The sequence below is a fragment of the Rothia uropygialis genome (assembly GCF_004137765.1).
GTDB lineage: Bacteria > Actinomycetota > Actinomycetes > Actinomycetales > Micrococcaceae > Rothia.
Genome location: NZ_NOIS01000001.1, coordinates 382347 through 397600 on the forward strand (window position 1 = coordinate 382347; position 15254 = coordinate 397600).

A 15254-nucleotide genomic window follows, 5' to 3' on the forward strand; every position below is an offset into this window, starting at 1 on the left:
GCTCGACGGCGGCCGGCCCTCTCCTCCCGGAGAGGGCCGGCCGCCGTCGTTGTGCCGGGGCAGTTGCGGCCCAGGGCCAGCGAATCAAGCTTTGACAAGGTCTTGCGCTCTGTTCGCATTGCGTACGCCGAGTCACATTACGAACGGGCAAACGGTAGATTGACCACTGAACGGGTTATGCATCACACCCGTTGCGGAAGGGAGATCGACATGGTGATCGAAGACCACGCCGAGAAAAATCTGGACGAAGAAAACTTCACAGAGCGGTCGGTGACGAACCCCGACGCTGCTGCGGACAGTCAAGACTTCATCAACCGGCAGGTTCGGGAACAAAGGGAGCGGTACCAAGCCTCGGGCTCGGAGGAAACCCAGCCGCGACTCGACTATGCGCCGTATCGCAGTTCGGTTCTGCGGCACCCGACCAAGGACCTGCATCACACCGATCCGGAACTGATCGAGTTGACCTCGCCGGCATTCGGTCATCGTGATATTCACGAGCTGGAATCCGATTTGACGATTCAGGGCGGGGGCGAGCCCATTGGTGAGAGGATCAAGATCCGCGGCCGTGTCATGGACTCGGCAGGGCGTCCCGTTCGCCATCAGCTCGTGGAGATATGGCAGGCCAATGCCGCGGGTCGGTACATTCACAAGCGCGATCAGCATCCGGCGCCGATTGACCCGAATTTCACCGGGGTCGGGCGATGCCTCACTGGTGAGGACGGCTCCTACGAATTCACAACCATCAAACCGGGGCCCTACCCCTGGAAGAATCACCGCAACGCCTGGAGGCCCGCGCACGTTCATTTCTCGTTGTTCGGTACGGATTTCACTCAGCGCATGATCACGCAGATGTATTTCCCGGGGGATCCGCTCTTCGCCCTGGACCCGATATATCAGTCCATTGTCGATCCCAAGGCGCGCGAACGCTTGGTCGCAACCTACGACCACGGCGTGTCCGAACACGAATGGCTGTTGGGCTACAACTGGGACATCGTCCTGGGTGGCAGCAACCGTACTTGGATGGAATCGGAGGATGCTCAGTGATGAACCGCGAGGAAACCGCAATTCCTGTCAGCTATGGTCGACCCGTGGACGCGGCGCCCGAGGACCTCACGCCGACGCCCGGGCAGACGATCGGTCCTTTCTTCGGATACGCGACGGCTCATGAGGAAATGGGCCTGCCCTATCGGGGCGGCAATGAGCTCGTGAGCCAGTCGCGTCCGGATTCTGTGCGCCTCTTCGGCCAAGTATTCGACGGGGAGGGAGAGGTCATTCCCGACGCGATGATCGAGATCTGGCAAGCCGACGAGAACGGGAACATTCCTGACCAGACGGGGTCGCTGAACCGTGACGGATTCACGTTCACCGGATGGGGGCGCCACGCCGTGGACCGGTTGGGGACGTACAATTTCACGACGGTCAATCCGGGGCCTACGGGCTACGGTCACGCACCGTACTTCCTGATGGTGGTCTTCGCGCGTGGTCTCCTCAACCGTCTTTTCACACGCGTCTACCTTCCGGACGATGACGAAGCATTGGCCGCGGATCCGCTGTTGCAATCCCTGCCGGAGGACCGCCGCGGAACCCTCATTGCCACTCGACGTGACGACGGTTCGTTGCACCACGACATTCGCCTGCAGGGCGAGGACGAAACCGTGTTCCTGAAGTTCCCAGGAATCGAGAGCTAGGGCATGTCTTTCACGGATCTTTTGGTTCCCGGAGGCCACCGTGCCGAGTCCGTCGTCGGGGATGCTGCGATCCTGGACGCTCTGGTCCGCGCGGAATCCGCCTGGGTTCTCGCGCAGGCCGACGCGGGTTTCGCGGATGCCCCGAGCGCCGTGCGGGTCGCTTCGGCGATCGATTCCGGCCTTCACGATAACCTGCCGGAGATCGCCGAAGGCTCCGAGGGTGGCGGCAATCCCGTTATCGGCCTGGTCAAAGCGCTGAAATCCAAGGTCGCTCAGGCCTCGCCGAACGGGGAGGACCCAGGCACAGCTCTGGTGCATCGGGGGCTCACGAGCCAGGACATCCTGGACACGGCTTTGATGCTCGTGATCAGGGACTCGTTGGGAAAAACCCATGCGGCACTGTGCCGGGCCGCGGACGACCTGTCCGTGGTGGCCGAAATGCACGCCGAGACGCCGATGGCGGCCAGGACGTTGGGCCAGCATGCCTTGCCTACGACTTTCGGTGCCCGGGCGGGCCGGTGGTTGGACGCCGTCGCGGCCGCGGCACGGGCGACGGATCCAGGACTTCTATGGCTTCCGGTCTCCGGAGGTGGCGCCGCCGGAACGAACGCTGCGGTTCTCGACCTGATGAACCTACACGATGACGAATCCCTGAACATGCCTGTTCCCGACCGCCTCGGGCTGATGTGGGCGCAACGACTGGGCCTGAACGGCCCGGCGGTCGAGCAAGTCTGGCATACGCGACGTCGTCCGATGATCGACGCGGTGCAACCTCTGGCGCAGGCGGCAACGGCCTGCGGCAAGATCGCGGGCGACATCGTGATTTCGTCCCGCGACGAGATCGCCGAACTCACGGAACCCATCGCGGCCGGACGCGGAGGATCGTCGTCGATGCCCCACAAACGGAATCCGAGCATGTCGATCCTCATCCGCCGCTCGGCGGTCATGGCGGCCCGATCCATGGGCGCGCTGTTGGAATCCGAGGCGCTCGCCGTCGAGGAAAGATCTGAACTCGCGTGGCACCTGGAGTGGGAACCGATTCGGTCGGTCGCCCGGCACGGGATCGTGGCGAGCACTATGTTGTCCGATCTGGTGTCCGGCCTCGAGGTCCACGCCGATGCCATGAACGCCAATCTGTGCCCGGACGGGAGCGAAGCATCGGAAAAGCGGAATACCGGCAACAGCGCCCATCAGGCTCGAACCGCCGCACGTCGATGGAAGCACGCGAAGGAGAACCAATGAGCATCCCGGAACTTACACCAGTGGCCCTCGGCGAGAACCTCGAGGGATCGCTTCAGGACGCACAGGCACGACGCGCTAAGCCGCTGCTGGTCCTCGGGCCGTCGCTCGGAACTTCCGTGACGCCTTTGTGGGCGCCTGCCGCAGAGTACCTGAGGGAGAAATTTGATCTCGTCGGGTGGGAGCTGCCCGGTCATGGCCGGGGCGGTGTCGTCGAGGAGGAGTTCAGCGTCGAAGAGCTGGCCGAGGGCGTGCACGTGCTCGCCCGGCGTGTCCAGGAGGAACGCGGGACCTCGACCGAAGCCTATTTCTACGCCGGGGTTTCGGTCGGCGGCGCCGTTGGACTTTCCTTGGCACTGGCACACCCCGATGAGCTGAAGGCGATCGCCGCTATCTGCACGGGAGCCAAAATCGGCGATCCGTCGAGTTGGATCGAGCGCGCGCAACTCGTCGAGACCTCGGGTACCCCTACCCAAGTGATCGGATCGGCCAAGAAGTGGTTCGCACCCGGGTTCCTGGGTGAAGAGCACGTGGTCGGCACCGAACTCCTGCACAGCCTCCAAGAGGCCGATCGACACAATTACGGCCTCGTGTGCCGGGCTCTCGCCCGGTTCGACGTGCGCGAGCGCCTCCGAGACCTCCGGGTCCCGGTTCTGACCATGGCGGGGTCGAACGACGTCGCAACGCCTCCCGAGAGTCTCCGACAAATCGCTGAAGGAGTCCAGGACTCGAAGGCCGTGGTCTTCGACGAGGCAGCGCACCTCTTGCCCGCGGAACAACCGGGGCGTGCTGCGAGCGAGATCGTCGAGTTCTTCCGCTCCCGGTCCTCGGGGGCTGCGGAGGACTCCGCCCGAACCGCCGATGCGTCGTCGCCGATCCTTCCGGACCAGGACATGAGCCGCACGGACGTGAAGGCCGCAGGGATGAAGGTGCGGCGGGAAGTCCTGTCCGATGAGCACGTGAACCAGGCCGAGACTCGAACCACTGCCTTCACGGCTCCTTTTCAAGATTTCATTTCCCGATACGCGTGGGGCGAGATCTGGACGAGGCCGGGCCTGGACCGGAAAACGCGCAGTGCGATCACTATGACGGCCATGATCGCTCTGGGCCACTGGTCGGAATTCGAGATGCACGTCAGGGCCGCGCGTCGTAACGGCGTCACTGTCGAAGAAATCCAGGAGGTCATCCTGCAATCGGCCATCTATTGCGGTGTCCCGGCGGCCAACACGGCGTTCGCCCGGGCCCAAGAGGTCCTGCACGCGCTCGGCGACCTCTAAGAACCACATATCACGCTCACGAGCACCTGGAAGGACCCCATGAACGACTTGCACTCTGCGTATGTCTACGACGCGGTTCGCACTCCTTTTGGAAAGTACGGCGGAGGACTCTCCGGCGTTCGTCCCGACGATCTGGCGGCATTCGTGCTTCGCCGACTCGTTGAGCGGGCCCCGGGGCTTGAAGGACACTCAGTCGATGAGGTCTATCTGGGCAATGCGAACGGCGCGGGGGAGGAGAACCGGAACGTCGCTCGGATGGCAACACTTCTGGCGGGATTGCCGGACTCCTTGCCGGGCACGACGATCAACAGACTCTGCGGTTCTTCCCTGGACGCTGCAATGCAAGCGAGCCGCGCCATCAACGTGGGCGAGGCCGACGTCGTGGTCGCCGGCGGCGTGGAATCCATGTCCCGCGCCCCCTGGGTCCTGCCGAAGACGAGCAAGCCATTTCCCGCCGGGGACCTGAATCTGGCTTCTACGACCCTTGGATGGCGTTTGGTCAATCGCCAGATGAAAGATGAGTGGACGGTTTCACTCGGTGAAGCGACCGAGCGGTTGGCCGAGAAGTACGGCGTGGAACGCGAAGCGATGGATGAATTCAGTGCGCGTTCGCACCGGCTGACGGCCGAGGCGTGGGCGTCAGGTTTCTATGCTGATCTCGTCGAGCAGGTACCCGGCACGGACTTGACGCGGGACGAATCATTGCGCCCGGACAGTACGGCCGAGACGCTCTCGTCTCTGCGCACTGTGTTCCGAAAGGACAATGGTCGAGTCACGGCCGGTAACGCGTCACCGCTCAACGACGGGGCGTCGGCTGCCCTCTTGGGCAACGAAAAGGCGTCCAATCTGATCGGTCTCGATCCGCTCGCGCGCATAGCGGGCCGGGCATCGGCGGCCAATGAGCCCCAATACTTCGGTTATGCCCCGGTCGAAGCGGCCAATCGGGCTCTGGAACGAGCCGGTATCGACTGGTCTCGTGTGGGAGCCGTCGAGCTCAACGAGGCTTTCGCCGCCCAGTCCCTGGCGTGCATTAACGCGTGGGGAATTGATCCGAGCATCGTCAACGCGCACGGCGGAGCCATAGCGATCGGCCATCCGCTCGGCGCCTCCGGCACCAGGATCCTCGGCACGCTGGCACGCTCGATGAGGAAATCGGGAACCCGATGGGGAGTCGCTGCGATCTGCATCGGCGTCGGGCAAGGACTGGCCGTGGTGCTGGAGAACGACGAGGGAAAGTAGAAGTCGATGACGCAATTCGTGAACACAGCTGCAGAGGCCGTGAGCCATATTTCGGACGGCTCGACGATCATGATCGGTGGCTTCGGGGTCGCGGGCCAACCCGTTGAGCTGATCGATGCCCTGATCGACAACGGCGCGACCGGCCTCACGGTCGTAAACAACAACGCGGGCAACGGTGACGTCGGGCTTGCTCGGCTCATAGAGTTGGGGAGAGTCAAGAAGATTATTTGTTCCTTCCCGCGACAGACGGATTCGTGGCACTTTGATGAAAAATATCGTTCGGGCGATATAGAGCTCGAGGTGGTGCCCCAGGGGAACCTCGCCGAACGGATCCGTGCCGCTGGCGCCGGCATCGGAGCATTCTTCACTCCCACCGGTTACGGGACCGAATTGGCCGAAGGCAAGGAAACCCGCGAGATCGATGGCGTCCACTACGTTCTGGAATACCCTTTGCGGGCGGATTTCGCTTTGACGAAGGCCGAGGAGAGCGACGGCGTCGGGAACCTCACCTACCGGAAGACAGCGAGAAACTTCGGGCCGATTATGGCTGCCGCGTCGAACCATTCCATTGTCCAGGTCGCCCGGACGGTCGAGCCCGGAAGCATCGATCCGGAAGCCGTGGTGACCCCCGGAATCTACGTGGACACGGTCGTGAAGATCGCGGACGTCACAACGAAAGGCGCAGGCTCATGAGTTCACTCCACCAGACCCCTCGAGTCACCGAGAAGCCCCTGACCCGGGAGGAAATGGCCCGCAAGGTTGCTCAGGACATTCCCTCGGGGGCGTTCGTCAACCTCGGAATCGGACAGCCGACCAAAGTCGCGGACTATCTCGATCCGGAGAACGGCGTGACTTTGCATACCGAGAACGGGATGTTGGGCATGGGACCTGAGGCCCACGGCGAGGAGATCGACCCCGACCTGATCAATGCCGGCAAGATCCCCGTCAAGGAAACACCGGGCACGTCCTATTTTCATCATGCGGATTCCTTCGCGATGATGCGTGGAGGGCATCTGGATATTTGTGTTCTCGGGGCCTTTCAGGTGGCCGAGAACGGGGACCTGGCGAATTGGTCCACGGGAGCGCCCGGTTCGATTCCTGCCGTGGGCGGTGCGATGGACCTGGCGATCGGGGCCAAACAGACTTTCGTGATGATGAATCTGCTGTCCAAGGACGGTTCTGCCAAGTTGGTCCGAGAGTGCACATTCCCGTTGACGGGGGTCGGCTGCGTTTCCCGCGCTTACACCGACCTGGCCATCTTCGAGTTGGACGGAGGCAGAGTCCACGTCCGCGAGACGTTCGGGATCGATGCCGCCCAGCTCGCCGAAGAGCTCGACGTCGAATTGCACGGTCCCCTCACGGGCCGCGAGGAAAAACCGGGTGCCTCGGAATCCACGGGTTGGGCGCGACCATGAGCGATGCATACGTGCAGTCCCTGGCCCGTGGGATATCGGTCCTGCGAGCCTTCGACGCCGATCACGCGAGCATGTCCCTGTCTGAAGTTGCGCAGAAGACGGGGCTAACTCGCGCGACGGCCCGGCGTTTCCTCCACACCCTGGTGGGACTCGGCTACGTCCACACTGATGGGAAAGAATTCCGGTTGAGTCCGACCGTTCTGGGCATCGGCTATTCTTACCTCTCCAGCCTGTCACTGCCGGATCTCGCATACCCGCATCTGCGGGAGCTGTCCGGCCGGGTGGGGGAGTCCACGTCGATGTCGGTGCTGGAAGGTGACGACATCATATACGTCGCCAGGGTCCACGCTCGTCGGATCATGCACGTCGCTATCAGCGTGGGGACCAGCTTCCCCGCGCACGCGACCTCGATGGGACGCGTGCTGCTTGCCGGGCTGGGGGAGAAGCAGCTTGAGGAGTATCTGGATCGGCAGGGGCCCGAAGAATTTACGGAATACACCGTGACGGATGTGGATGAGCTGCGCGCGCGCATCCTGCGTGTGCAGAAGCGGGGATGGGAAGTCGTCGACCAAGAATTGGAACTCGGGCTTCGTTCGGTGGCCGCTCCGGTGCTCGACGCAAAAGGCCGGCACGTAGCTGCGGTCAATGTCTCGATGCGCGTCGGAACCGACAATGCGCGCGCCGAGAGACTTCAGGAGAAGATCCTGCCTCGCCTGCGTGAGACCTCGTTGAGAATCGGTCATGCCTATCGTTCCGGAGCCGGACTCAGCTTTCCTGCCTGAACCGAGTCGAGAAGGGTCACGTCCGCCACATCCATTCGCCAAGACGCCGATCCTGGGGTACTGTTAACCATGAAGTACTCAGTCTCAGTGCGAGTGTGCTGTGTGCAGTGTGTCTGAGTGGTGCGATGTCGGATTATCATATTCTCCTACGTTGCGAGCTCAGAAACCTTCTCACGGTATGCGACCGGGATGGGCTTCGGAATCAATGGCAGGTATGGATACGGTCCTCTGACACACTTTTTTATTTTTTTGTGTCAAAATGCCATCGGTTAATTGTGCCCATTTTCCAAGAAACGCTAGACCGGTTTATCAGTGCTCTCAGCGCGGCCACTCCGCACGAGGCATACATTTCAAGGCTTTCCCTCCGGGAAGCCAAGATCAAACGGAGAACTCAAAAGTGCCTACAATTCAGCAGCTGGTCCGCAAGGGCCGGACTCCCAAGGTCGTGAAGACCAAGGCGCCCGCACTCAAGGGCAGCCCCATGAAGCGCGGCGTTTGCACCCGTGTTTACACGACTACCCCCAAGAAGCCGAACTCCGCTCTGCGTAAGGTCGCCCGCGTCAAGCTCAACGGCGGCGTCGAGGTTACGGCTTACATCCCGGGCGAGGGACACAACCTCCAGGAGCACTCCATCGTGCTCGTTCGCGGCGGCCGTGTGAAGGACCTCCCCGGTGTTCGCTACAAGATCGTTCGCGGCGCACTGGATACTCAGGGCGTCAAGAACCGTGGCCAGGCTCGTTCCCGCTACGGCGCAAAGAAGGAGAAGAAGTAATGCCTCGTAAGGGTCCCGCTCCCAAGCGTCCGCTCGTGGTCGATCCGGTTTACGGTTCCCCGCTCGTGACGCAGTTGATCAACAAGGTCCTGCAGGACGGCAAGAAGTCCACCGCAGAGCGCATCGTCTACGGCGCGCTCGAAGGTGTGGCTCAGAAAACCGATACTGATGCTGTGACAACCCTCAAGAAGGCGATGGACAACATCAAGCCTTCGCTCGAGGTTCGCTCCCGCCGCGTCGGCGGCGCGACCTACCAGGTCCCGGTCGAGGTCCGTTCGGGCCGCGCGACCGCGCTGGCTCTTCGCTGGCTGGTTGGCTTCTCCAAGCTCCGCCGCGAAAAGACCATGACCGAGCGCCTGATGAACGAGATCTTGGATGCTTCCAATGGTCTCGGTGCCGCTGTGAAGCGTCGCGAAGATACCCACAAGATGGCCGAGTCCAACAAGGCCTTCGCTCACTATCGCTGGTAATTTCTTCCTGTTGGCCCGCTCCGTGCGGGCGGGCCATCCGGTTGATCCACCTGAAAGGGAAACATCGTGGCACTTGACGTGCTTACCGACCTGAACAAGGTCCGCAACATCGGCATCATGGCCCACATCGATGCCGGTAAGACCACCACTACCGAACGCATCCTGTACTACACCGGTATCAATCACAAGATCGGTGAGACCCACGACGGTGCATCCACGATGGACTGGATGGCCCAGGAACAGGAACGCGGAATCACCATCACCTCCGCGGCTACCACGTGCTTCTGGAAGAACAACCAGATCAACATCATCGATACGCCGGGCCACGTCGACTTCACCGTTGAGGTGGAGCGTTCGCTGCGCGTGCTCGATGGCGCCGTTGCCGTCTTCGATGGCAAGGAGGGCGTTGAACCCCAGTCAGAGACCGTGTGGCGTCAGGCTGACAAGTACGAGGTTCCCCGTGTTTGCTTCGTCAACAAGATGGACAAGCTGGGTGCCGACTTCTACTTCACGGTCGACACCATCGTGAAGCGCCTCGGTGCTACTCCGATCGTGATGCAGTTGCCGATCGGTGCCGAGAACGACTTCATCGGCGTCATCGATCTGCTCGAGATGAAGGCCTACGTCTGGCCTGGCGACTCCAAGGGCGACGTGACGTTGGGTGCTTCGTACGAAACCCGCGAGATCCCCGAGGATCTTCAGGAACGTGCGGAGCAGTACCGCAACCAGCTCGTCGAGCAGGTCGCTGAGACGTCCGAAGAGCTCATGGAGAAGTACCTCGAGGGCGAAGAGCTGACGATCGACGAGCTCAAGGCCGGAATCCGCGAGCTGACCGTCAAGAACGAGGCCTACCCGGTCTTCTGCGGTTCGGCGTTCAAGAACCGCGGCGTGCAGCCGATGCTCGATGCGGTCATCGACTACCTCCCGTCCCCGCTGAACGTGCCCCCGATGATCGGTCACGATCCGAAGGACGAAGAGGTCGAGTTGACTCGCCGTCCTGCCAAGGACGAGCCGTTCTCGGCCCTCGCGTTCAAGGTGGCCGCTCACCCGTTCTACGGACAGCTCACCTACATTCGCGTCTACTCCGGTATCGCGAGCTCGGGTCAGCAGGTTCTCAACTCGACCAAGGGTCGCCGTGAGCGCATCGGCAAGCTCTTCCAGATGCACTCCAACAAGGAGAACCCGGTCGAGGAGATCCAGGCCGGACACATCTACGCCGCGATCGGTCTCAAGGAGACCACGACCGGCGATACGCTGTGCGATCAGGCCAATCCGATCGTTCTCGAGTCGATGACCTTCCCCAAGCCCGTGATCTACGTGGCCATCGAGCCCAAGACCAAGGGTGACCAGGAGAAGCTCTCGACCGCTATCCAGAAGCTCTCCGCTGAGGACCCGACCTTCACGGTCAACCTCAACGACGAGACCGGTCAGACCGAAATCGGTGGTATGGGCGAGCTCCACCTGGACGTGCTGGTGGACCGCATGAAGCGCGAGTTCCGCGTGGAAGCCAACGTCGGCAAGCCGCAGGTTGCGTACCGTGAGACGATCAAGAAGGCCGTTGAGAAGGTCGACTACACCCACAAGAAACAGACCGGTGGTTCCGGCCAGTTTGCGAAGGTGCAGGTCAACTTCGAGCCGATCGCTCTCGACTCCGAAGAACTCTACGAGTTCGAGGATAAGATCACCGGTGGCCGTGTGCCCCGTGAATACATCCCTTCGGTGGATGCCGGCATCCAAGGTGCGATGCAGCTCGGCATCCTCGCGGGATACCCCGTGGTTGGCGTGAAGGCCACCCTGGTTGACGGCGCCTACCACGACGTCGACTCATCCGAGATGGCCTTCAAGATCGCCGGTTCGATGGTATTCAAGGAAGGCGCACGCCGCGCCAACCCGGTGCTGCTCGAGCCGCTGATGGCCGTCGAAGTTCGCACTCCCGAGGAGTACATGGGCGACGTCATTGGTGACCTGAATTCGCGCCGTGGCCACATCCAATCCATGGAAGATGTTGCCGGCGTCAAGCTGGTATCAGCCTTGGTGCCGCTGTCCGAAATGTTCGGCTACATCGGCGACCTGCGTTCCAAGACGCAGGGCCGTGCGGTGTACTCGATGGCATTCGACAGCTACTCAGAGGTCCCGAAGGCAGTTGCCGAGGAGATCATCCAGAAGAGCCGCGGGGAGTAATTCTCCGCAACGGCGGCTCTTCCGGGCCGCCTTCCCAACCCAAATAAAACAAAGCCTCGGAAGCTTGCGCTGGTTTTCATACGGGATGATTTTTCCGTTATTGTTGATCAGGAATCCGTCTTCAACCACGGACTGCGCAGAAAGCCAGCGCAAGTTTCCATCAAACGTTCTAGGAGGAACATAGTGGCTAAGGCAAAGTTCGAGCGCTCCAAGCCGCACGTCAACATTGGTACCATCGGTCACGTTGACCACGGTAAGACCACGCTGACTGCTGCAATTTCCGAGGTTCTCGCAAACAAGTTCCCGGACCTGAATGAGAAGCAGGACTTCGGTATGATCGACTCCGCTCCTGAGGAGCGGCAGCGCGGCATCACCATCAACATTGCTCACATTGAGTACCAGACCGACAAGCGTCACTACGCTCACGTTGACGCCCCCGGTCACGCTGACTACGTCAAGAACATGATCACCGGTGCTGCCCAGATGGACGGCGCTATCCTCGTGGTCGCCGCTACCGATGGCCCCATGGCCCAGACTCGCGAGCACGTTCTGCTCGCCCGTCAGGTTGGCGTCCCCTCCCTCCTTGTCGCCTTGAACAAGGCCGACATGGTTGAGGACGAGGAACTTCTCGACCTCGTCGAGATGGAGGTCCGCGAGCTGCTGTCTTCGCAGGAGTTCGACGGGGACAACGCTCCCGTCGTTCGCGTGTCCGCTCTCAAGGCCCTCGAAGGCGACGAGAAGTGGGTCAAGTCGGTTGAGGACCTCATGGAGGCCGTTGACGACTTCATTCCGGACCCGGTTCGCGACAAGGACAAGCCGTTCCTCATGCCGATCGAGGACGTCTTCACGATCACCGGTCGCGGCACTGTTGTGACCGGCCGTGCCGAGCGCGGTACCTTGGCTCTCAACTCGGATGTCGAGATCGTCGGCATCCGCCCGATCCAGAAGACCACCGTTACCGGTATCGAGATGTTCCACAAGCAGCTCGACGAGGCATGGGCCGGCGAGAACTGCGGTCTGCTCCTGCGTGGCCTCAAGCGCGACGATGTCGAGCGCGGCCAGGTTGTTGCTGCTCCGGGTTCGATCACCCCGCACACCAACTTCGAGGCGAACGTCTACATCCTTTCCAAGGATGAGGGCGGCCGTCACAACCCGTTCTACTCGAACTACCGTCCGCAGTTCTACTTCCGCACCACGGACGTTACCGGCGTCATCACTCTGCCCGAGGGCACCGAGATGGTTATGCCCGGCGACAACACCGAGATGACGGTTGAGCTGATCCAGCCCATCGCTATGGAAGAGGGCCTCGGCTTCGCTATCCGTGAGGGTGGCCGTACCGTTGGTTCGGGTCGCGTTACCAAGATCACCAAGTAACATTTCTTTGTGATCCCGGTGGTCAGCGTGTGATGTCACGTTGACCGCTTCAAGAAAGGGCCCCGGCTTTTGCCGGGGCCCTTTTCTTTTGCTTTTCAAAGTTTCCTCTCGGTGACCTCGGGAAATGACGAGATTTTTCTGGAGGGGCGGGGTGCCTTCCGCGTTGGGATCGTGCCGCCAGGGCAGAAAATGAGCGTCCTCCAGGGCGTGGAGAATCCGATTTCGGAATGAAATTCGGAAGATCGAAATTTCAAGAGAAGTATAAAATGAGAGCGTCTCGTTTCATACGGGATTCACCTATTACTCGCACTTCTAAAGGTGGAACTATGTCGTTCAACATAACTCGCAGAACACTTCTCAAGGCATCCGCCGTGGTCGCCGCGGCTGCTCCCGCAGTTGCGGGGGTTGCCCAACCGGCCGTTGCCACAGGGGGCTCGAACCGGATCGCGATCATCGGTTCCGGGTATGGGGGAGCGGTCGCCGCCCGCAAATTGGCTTTGGCAGGCAAGCAAGTCGATTTGATCGAGATGGGCACCGACTGGGACAAGATGCGTCCTATCAATGGACGCATCTTCACGACGATGACCGCACCGTCCTCCCGTTCCATGTGGTTCAAGGCCAGGACGGATATGCCCTTCAGCTATCTCGGAGGCCTGGACCTGGTCAATCGACGCATTGACCCCGGCGCAGGAGCGCTCGATATCGAGTACTTCGCTAACATGAAGGTCTACGTCGGTCGCGGCGTCGGCGGCGGGTCGCTGGTCAACGGGGGCATGGCCGTGACTCCGCGCCGTTCCTTCTTCGAAATGGTTCTGCCCCAGGTGGACGCGGAGGAAATGTACAACGTGTATTTCCCCCGCGCGAACAGCTCCCTGAGGGTCAACGATCCCGCGATGGACCTGGTCATGAACACTCCGTGGTATCAGTTCGCCAGGGTCAGTGCGGCGCAGGCCAAGAAGGCCGGCATCGACCACGTCATGGTCCCCAATGTCTACGACTTCGACTACATGCGGAAAGAAGCCTATGGCCAGGTCCCACGGTCGGCTTTGGACAAGCAGGTGATCTTCGGTAACGACCACGGCAAGAATTCCTTGCCGAAGACGCTGCTCAAGGAAGCCTTCTCCACGGGTCGGGTCAATCTCATCCCGATGACGGAGGTGCAATCCCTCGAGCGCAAGCCCGACGGAACCTTTCAGCTCCGGACCAAGACCATCGACTTCAATGGAAACCTCGTCGAAAGGCGCACGAGGGAATACGACCGCGTGGTTCTTGCGGCAGGTTCCGTCGGTACGACCAGGCTGCTCTTGTCGGCCCAGGCCGAGGGGGCTATCACGGGTATGTCGGAGTCTCTGGGCCGGGGATGGGGGCCCAACGGCAATACGATGCACGCTCGCAGGCTCAGGACCTGGTCTGGAGCACGCCAGTCCACGATTCCGGTCATGGGGCTGTCGAACTGGGACGATTCCGTGGATTCGGTCTTCGCGGAAATTGCACCGTTCCCGGCGGGGATCGACCTCAGAACCGGTGTGTACCTCGCGATCACCAATAACCCGAACACGGGCACCTTCACTTGGAACCGCGGAAGCCGAAAGATGGAACTTGATTGGGGCCAGGAACACTCCGAACCGTCCGTGCGGGCGGCCCGCAAATTGTTCAATCGCATCAACAACGCCAACCCGGGTACCGGGCCTCGCGGGGATCTCTTCGAACAGAACAAGACATACTCCGACTACTTCACGTATCACCCTCTGGGCGGGGCGGTTCTGGGGGAGGTCACCGACCTGCAGGGTGAGGTCAAGGGTGTCCCGGGGTTGTTCGTCATGGACAGCTCCCTCATCCCGGCCAAGATCGGCGTCAATCCGTTCGTGACCATCACGGCTCTGGCGGAACGCAATATGGATCGGTTGCTCGCGGCGCAGCGGTTCTAGCAGGGGCGGACACCATGAAAGAACATCACTACGCCCGCCTCGGGCGTCGGAGCCTCATGAAGTCGGCTGCGTGGTCGCTGCCGGTCGTGGCGGTATCCAGCACTGTTCCCGCTATGGCAAGCAGCGTCCCCACGGACTTGGCCATCGATGTCGTCGACCCGCCGTATGACATGGAGACCTGGGAGCCGAAGCGGGAGACCCCGGTCTATAGGAAATCGACAGGAGAGCGCATCGCGAACACGGGCTCCTTGCCTCCAAGTCTCCGCATCACGAATGTCGGGCGTGTGATCGCGATGAATCCCAGCGGCACGGTGGAGATCACCATGCGCGATTACATCTCGGACTATGAACCATGGCGTGCCAACCGGCTCAAGGCGACAACAACCCTTCCGGGGGTGGTTTGGGCCGAGGACACAACAGGGTCGGGGAAGTCATCGGGTGCCAGATTCAGGTACAAGGTCTCCGGTCAACTCACACCTGGGCAGACTATCGAGATCCCTCTGCGATACTTCGTCGACCCGCCATTCGTGCATGTTGCCTTCAACGTGCTGGTGGCGGGGTGGGTGGAGGACGAGCGAGATGGGGACTACGACGACAACAGTCTCAGGATCGGGCACGTACCGTACACGAGTGTCTTCTGACACCTAGTGGCACTGGCTGCCACGGTATCCTTGATGGTCCGGGGCCGATCGATAAAATCGGGCCCGGACCGAATTCTCTGAAGAGTGTCTTTGGCCACTTCGGAGATCCGGGCTTGCGCGGTCCCAAGAGCCTCTGGCAAGATAGAGGACGTTGTTCAAGCGCTTGTTGGCGTTGACTTGCCCAAAAATCGGTCCTCGATTTCGGCTCGTCCGCTCAAGCCCAAAATGACCCGGTCCGAAAACTCTGG

At 61.3% G+C, this 15254-nt stretch carries 14 protein-coding genes; all 14 read left to right on the forward strand.

Annotation, left to right across the window (positions count from 1 at the left end):
- Positions 1–210: 210 nt before the first annotated feature.
- Positions 211–1044 carry a protocatechuate 3,4-dioxygenase subunit beta gene (gene pcaH / locus EWV35_RS01740; protein ID WP_129657600.1) on the forward strand — a complete coding sequence of 278 codons (834 nt, stop codon included), beginning with the start codon at positions 211–213 and terminating at the stop codon, positions 1042–1044.
- Positions 1044–1688, forward strand: coding sequence for a protocatechuate 3,4-dioxygenase subunit alpha (pcaG, locus tag EWV35_RS01745; RefSeq protein ID WP_129657602.1), 645 nt, complete (start codon positions 1044–1046; stop codon positions 1686–1688). Before pcaH ends, pcaG begins: the two co-directional genes overlap by 1 nt.
- A gap of 3 nt (positions 1689–1691) precedes the next feature.
- Positions 1692–2930: a lyase family protein gene (locus EWV35_RS01750; protein WP_129657604.1), complete on the forward strand. Its 1239-nt coding sequence runs from the start codon at positions 1692–1694 to the stop codon at positions 2928–2930.
- A complete protein-coding gene (gene pcaDC / locus EWV35_RS13565) occupies positions 2927–4204 on the forward strand; it encodes a bifunctional 3-oxoadipate enol-lactonase/4-carboxymuconolactone decarboxylase PcaDC (RefSeq protein WP_129657606.1) in 1278 nt (425 codons plus the stop codon). Before EWV35_RS01750 ends, pcaDC begins: the two co-directional genes overlap by 4 nt.
- Before the next feature lie 48 nt (positions 4205–4252).
- Positions 4253–5443, forward strand: a complete 1191-nt coding sequence (locus EWV35_RS01760) for a thiolase family protein (protein WP_129658242.1) — start codon at positions 4253–4255, stop codon at positions 5441–5443.
- A gap of 6 nt (positions 5444–5449) precedes the next feature.
- The gene (locus tag EWV35_RS01765) at positions 5450–6136 is read left to right on the forward strand and encodes a 3-oxoacid CoA-transferase subunit A (RefSeq protein ID WP_129657608.1); all 687 of its coding nucleotides are present in this window, start codon (positions 5450–5452) and stop codon (positions 6134–6136) included.
- Complete coding sequence (locus tag EWV35_RS01770; protein WP_129657610.1) at positions 6133–6858, forward strand: 3-oxoacid CoA-transferase subunit B; 726 nt, start codon at positions 6133–6135, stop codon at positions 6856–6858. The genes EWV35_RS01765 and EWV35_RS01770 overlap by 4 nt, the downstream gene beginning before the upstream one ends.
- Positions 6855–7640 (forward strand): IclR family transcriptional regulator domain-containing protein, encoded by a 786-nt coding sequence (locus EWV35_RS01775; protein ID WP_129657612.1) that lies wholly within the window; start codon positions 6855–6857, stop codon positions 7638–7640. The genes EWV35_RS01770 and EWV35_RS01775 overlap by 4 nt, the downstream gene beginning before the upstream one ends.
- 397 nt (positions 7641–8037) lie before the next feature.
- Positions 8038–8412: a 30S ribosomal protein S12 gene (gene rpsL, locus EWV35_RS01780; protein WP_129359304.1), complete on the forward strand. Its 375-nt coding sequence runs from the start codon at positions 8038–8040 to the stop codon at positions 8410–8412.
- Entirely contained in the window at positions 8412–8882 is a 471-nt protein-coding gene (gene rpsG, locus EWV35_RS01785; protein WP_129359306.1) for a 30S ribosomal protein S7, read from the forward strand. Before rpsL ends, rpsG begins: the two co-directional genes overlap by 1 nt.
- Positions 8883–8948: 66 nt before the next feature.
- Positions 8949–11063 carry an elongation factor G gene (gene fusA / locus EWV35_RS01790; RefSeq protein WP_129359308.1) on the forward strand — a complete coding sequence of 705 codons (2115 nt, stop codon included), beginning with the start codon at positions 8949–8951 and terminating at the stop codon, positions 11061–11063.
- A 183-nt stretch (positions 11064–11246) separates the two neighbouring features.
- Positions 11247–12437 carry an elongation factor Tu gene (tuf, locus tag EWV35_RS01795; protein WP_129657614.1) on the forward strand — a complete coding sequence of 397 codons (1191 nt, stop codon included), beginning with the start codon at positions 11247–11249 and terminating at the stop codon, positions 12435–12437.
- Between the two features lie 326 nt (positions 12438–12763).
- Positions 12764–14365 (forward strand): GMC oxidoreductase, encoded by a 1602-nt coding sequence (locus tag EWV35_RS01800; RefSeq protein ID WP_129657616.1) that lies wholly within the window; start codon positions 12764–12766, stop codon positions 14363–14365.
- A 14-nt stretch (positions 14366–14379) separates the two neighbouring features.
- On the forward strand, positions 14380–15006 hold the full coding sequence (locus tag EWV35_RS01805) for a hypothetical protein (RefSeq protein WP_129657618.1): 627 nt from the start codon (positions 14380–14382) through the stop codon (positions 15004–15006).
- Positions 15007–15254: the final 248 nt, after the last annotated feature.

Coding starts and splice junctions, on each gene's coding strand:
- pcaH (WP_129657600.1), top strand. CDS start 211: ATGGTGATCGAAGACCACGCCGAGAAAAATCTGGACGAAGAAAACTTC.
- pcaG (WP_129657602.1), top strand. CDS start 1,044: ATGAACCGCGAGGAAACCGCAATTCCTGTCAGCTATGGTCGACCCGTG.
- EWV35_RS01750 (WP_129657604.1), top strand. CDS start 1,692: ATGTCTTTCACGGATCTTTTGGTTCCCGGAGGCCACCGTGCCGAGTCC.
- pcaDC (WP_129657606.1), top strand. CDS start 2,927: ATGAGCATCCCGGAACTTACACCAGTGGCCCTCGGCGAGAACCTCGAG.
- EWV35_RS01765 (WP_129657608.1), top strand. CDS start 5,450: ATGACGCAATTCGTGAACACAGCTGCAGAGGCCGTGAGCCATATTTCG.
- EWV35_RS01770 (WP_129657610.1), top strand. CDS start 6,133: ATGAGTTCACTCCACCAGACCCCTCGAGTCACCGAGAAGCCCCTGACC.
- EWV35_RS01775 (WP_129657612.1), top strand. CDS start 6,855: ATGAGCGATGCATACGTGCAGTCCCTGGCCCGTGGGATATCGGTCCTG.
- rpsG (WP_129359306.1), top strand. CDS start 8,412: ATGCCTCGTAAGGGTCCCGCTCCCAAGCGTCCGCTCGTGGTCGATCCG.
- EWV35_RS01800 (WP_129657616.1), top strand. CDS start 12,764: ATGTCGTTCAACATAACTCGCAGAACACTTCTCAAGGCATCCGCCGTG.
- EWV35_RS01805 (WP_129657618.1), top strand. CDS start 14,380: ATGAAAGAACATCACTACGCCCGCCTCGGGCGTCGGAGCCTCATGAAG.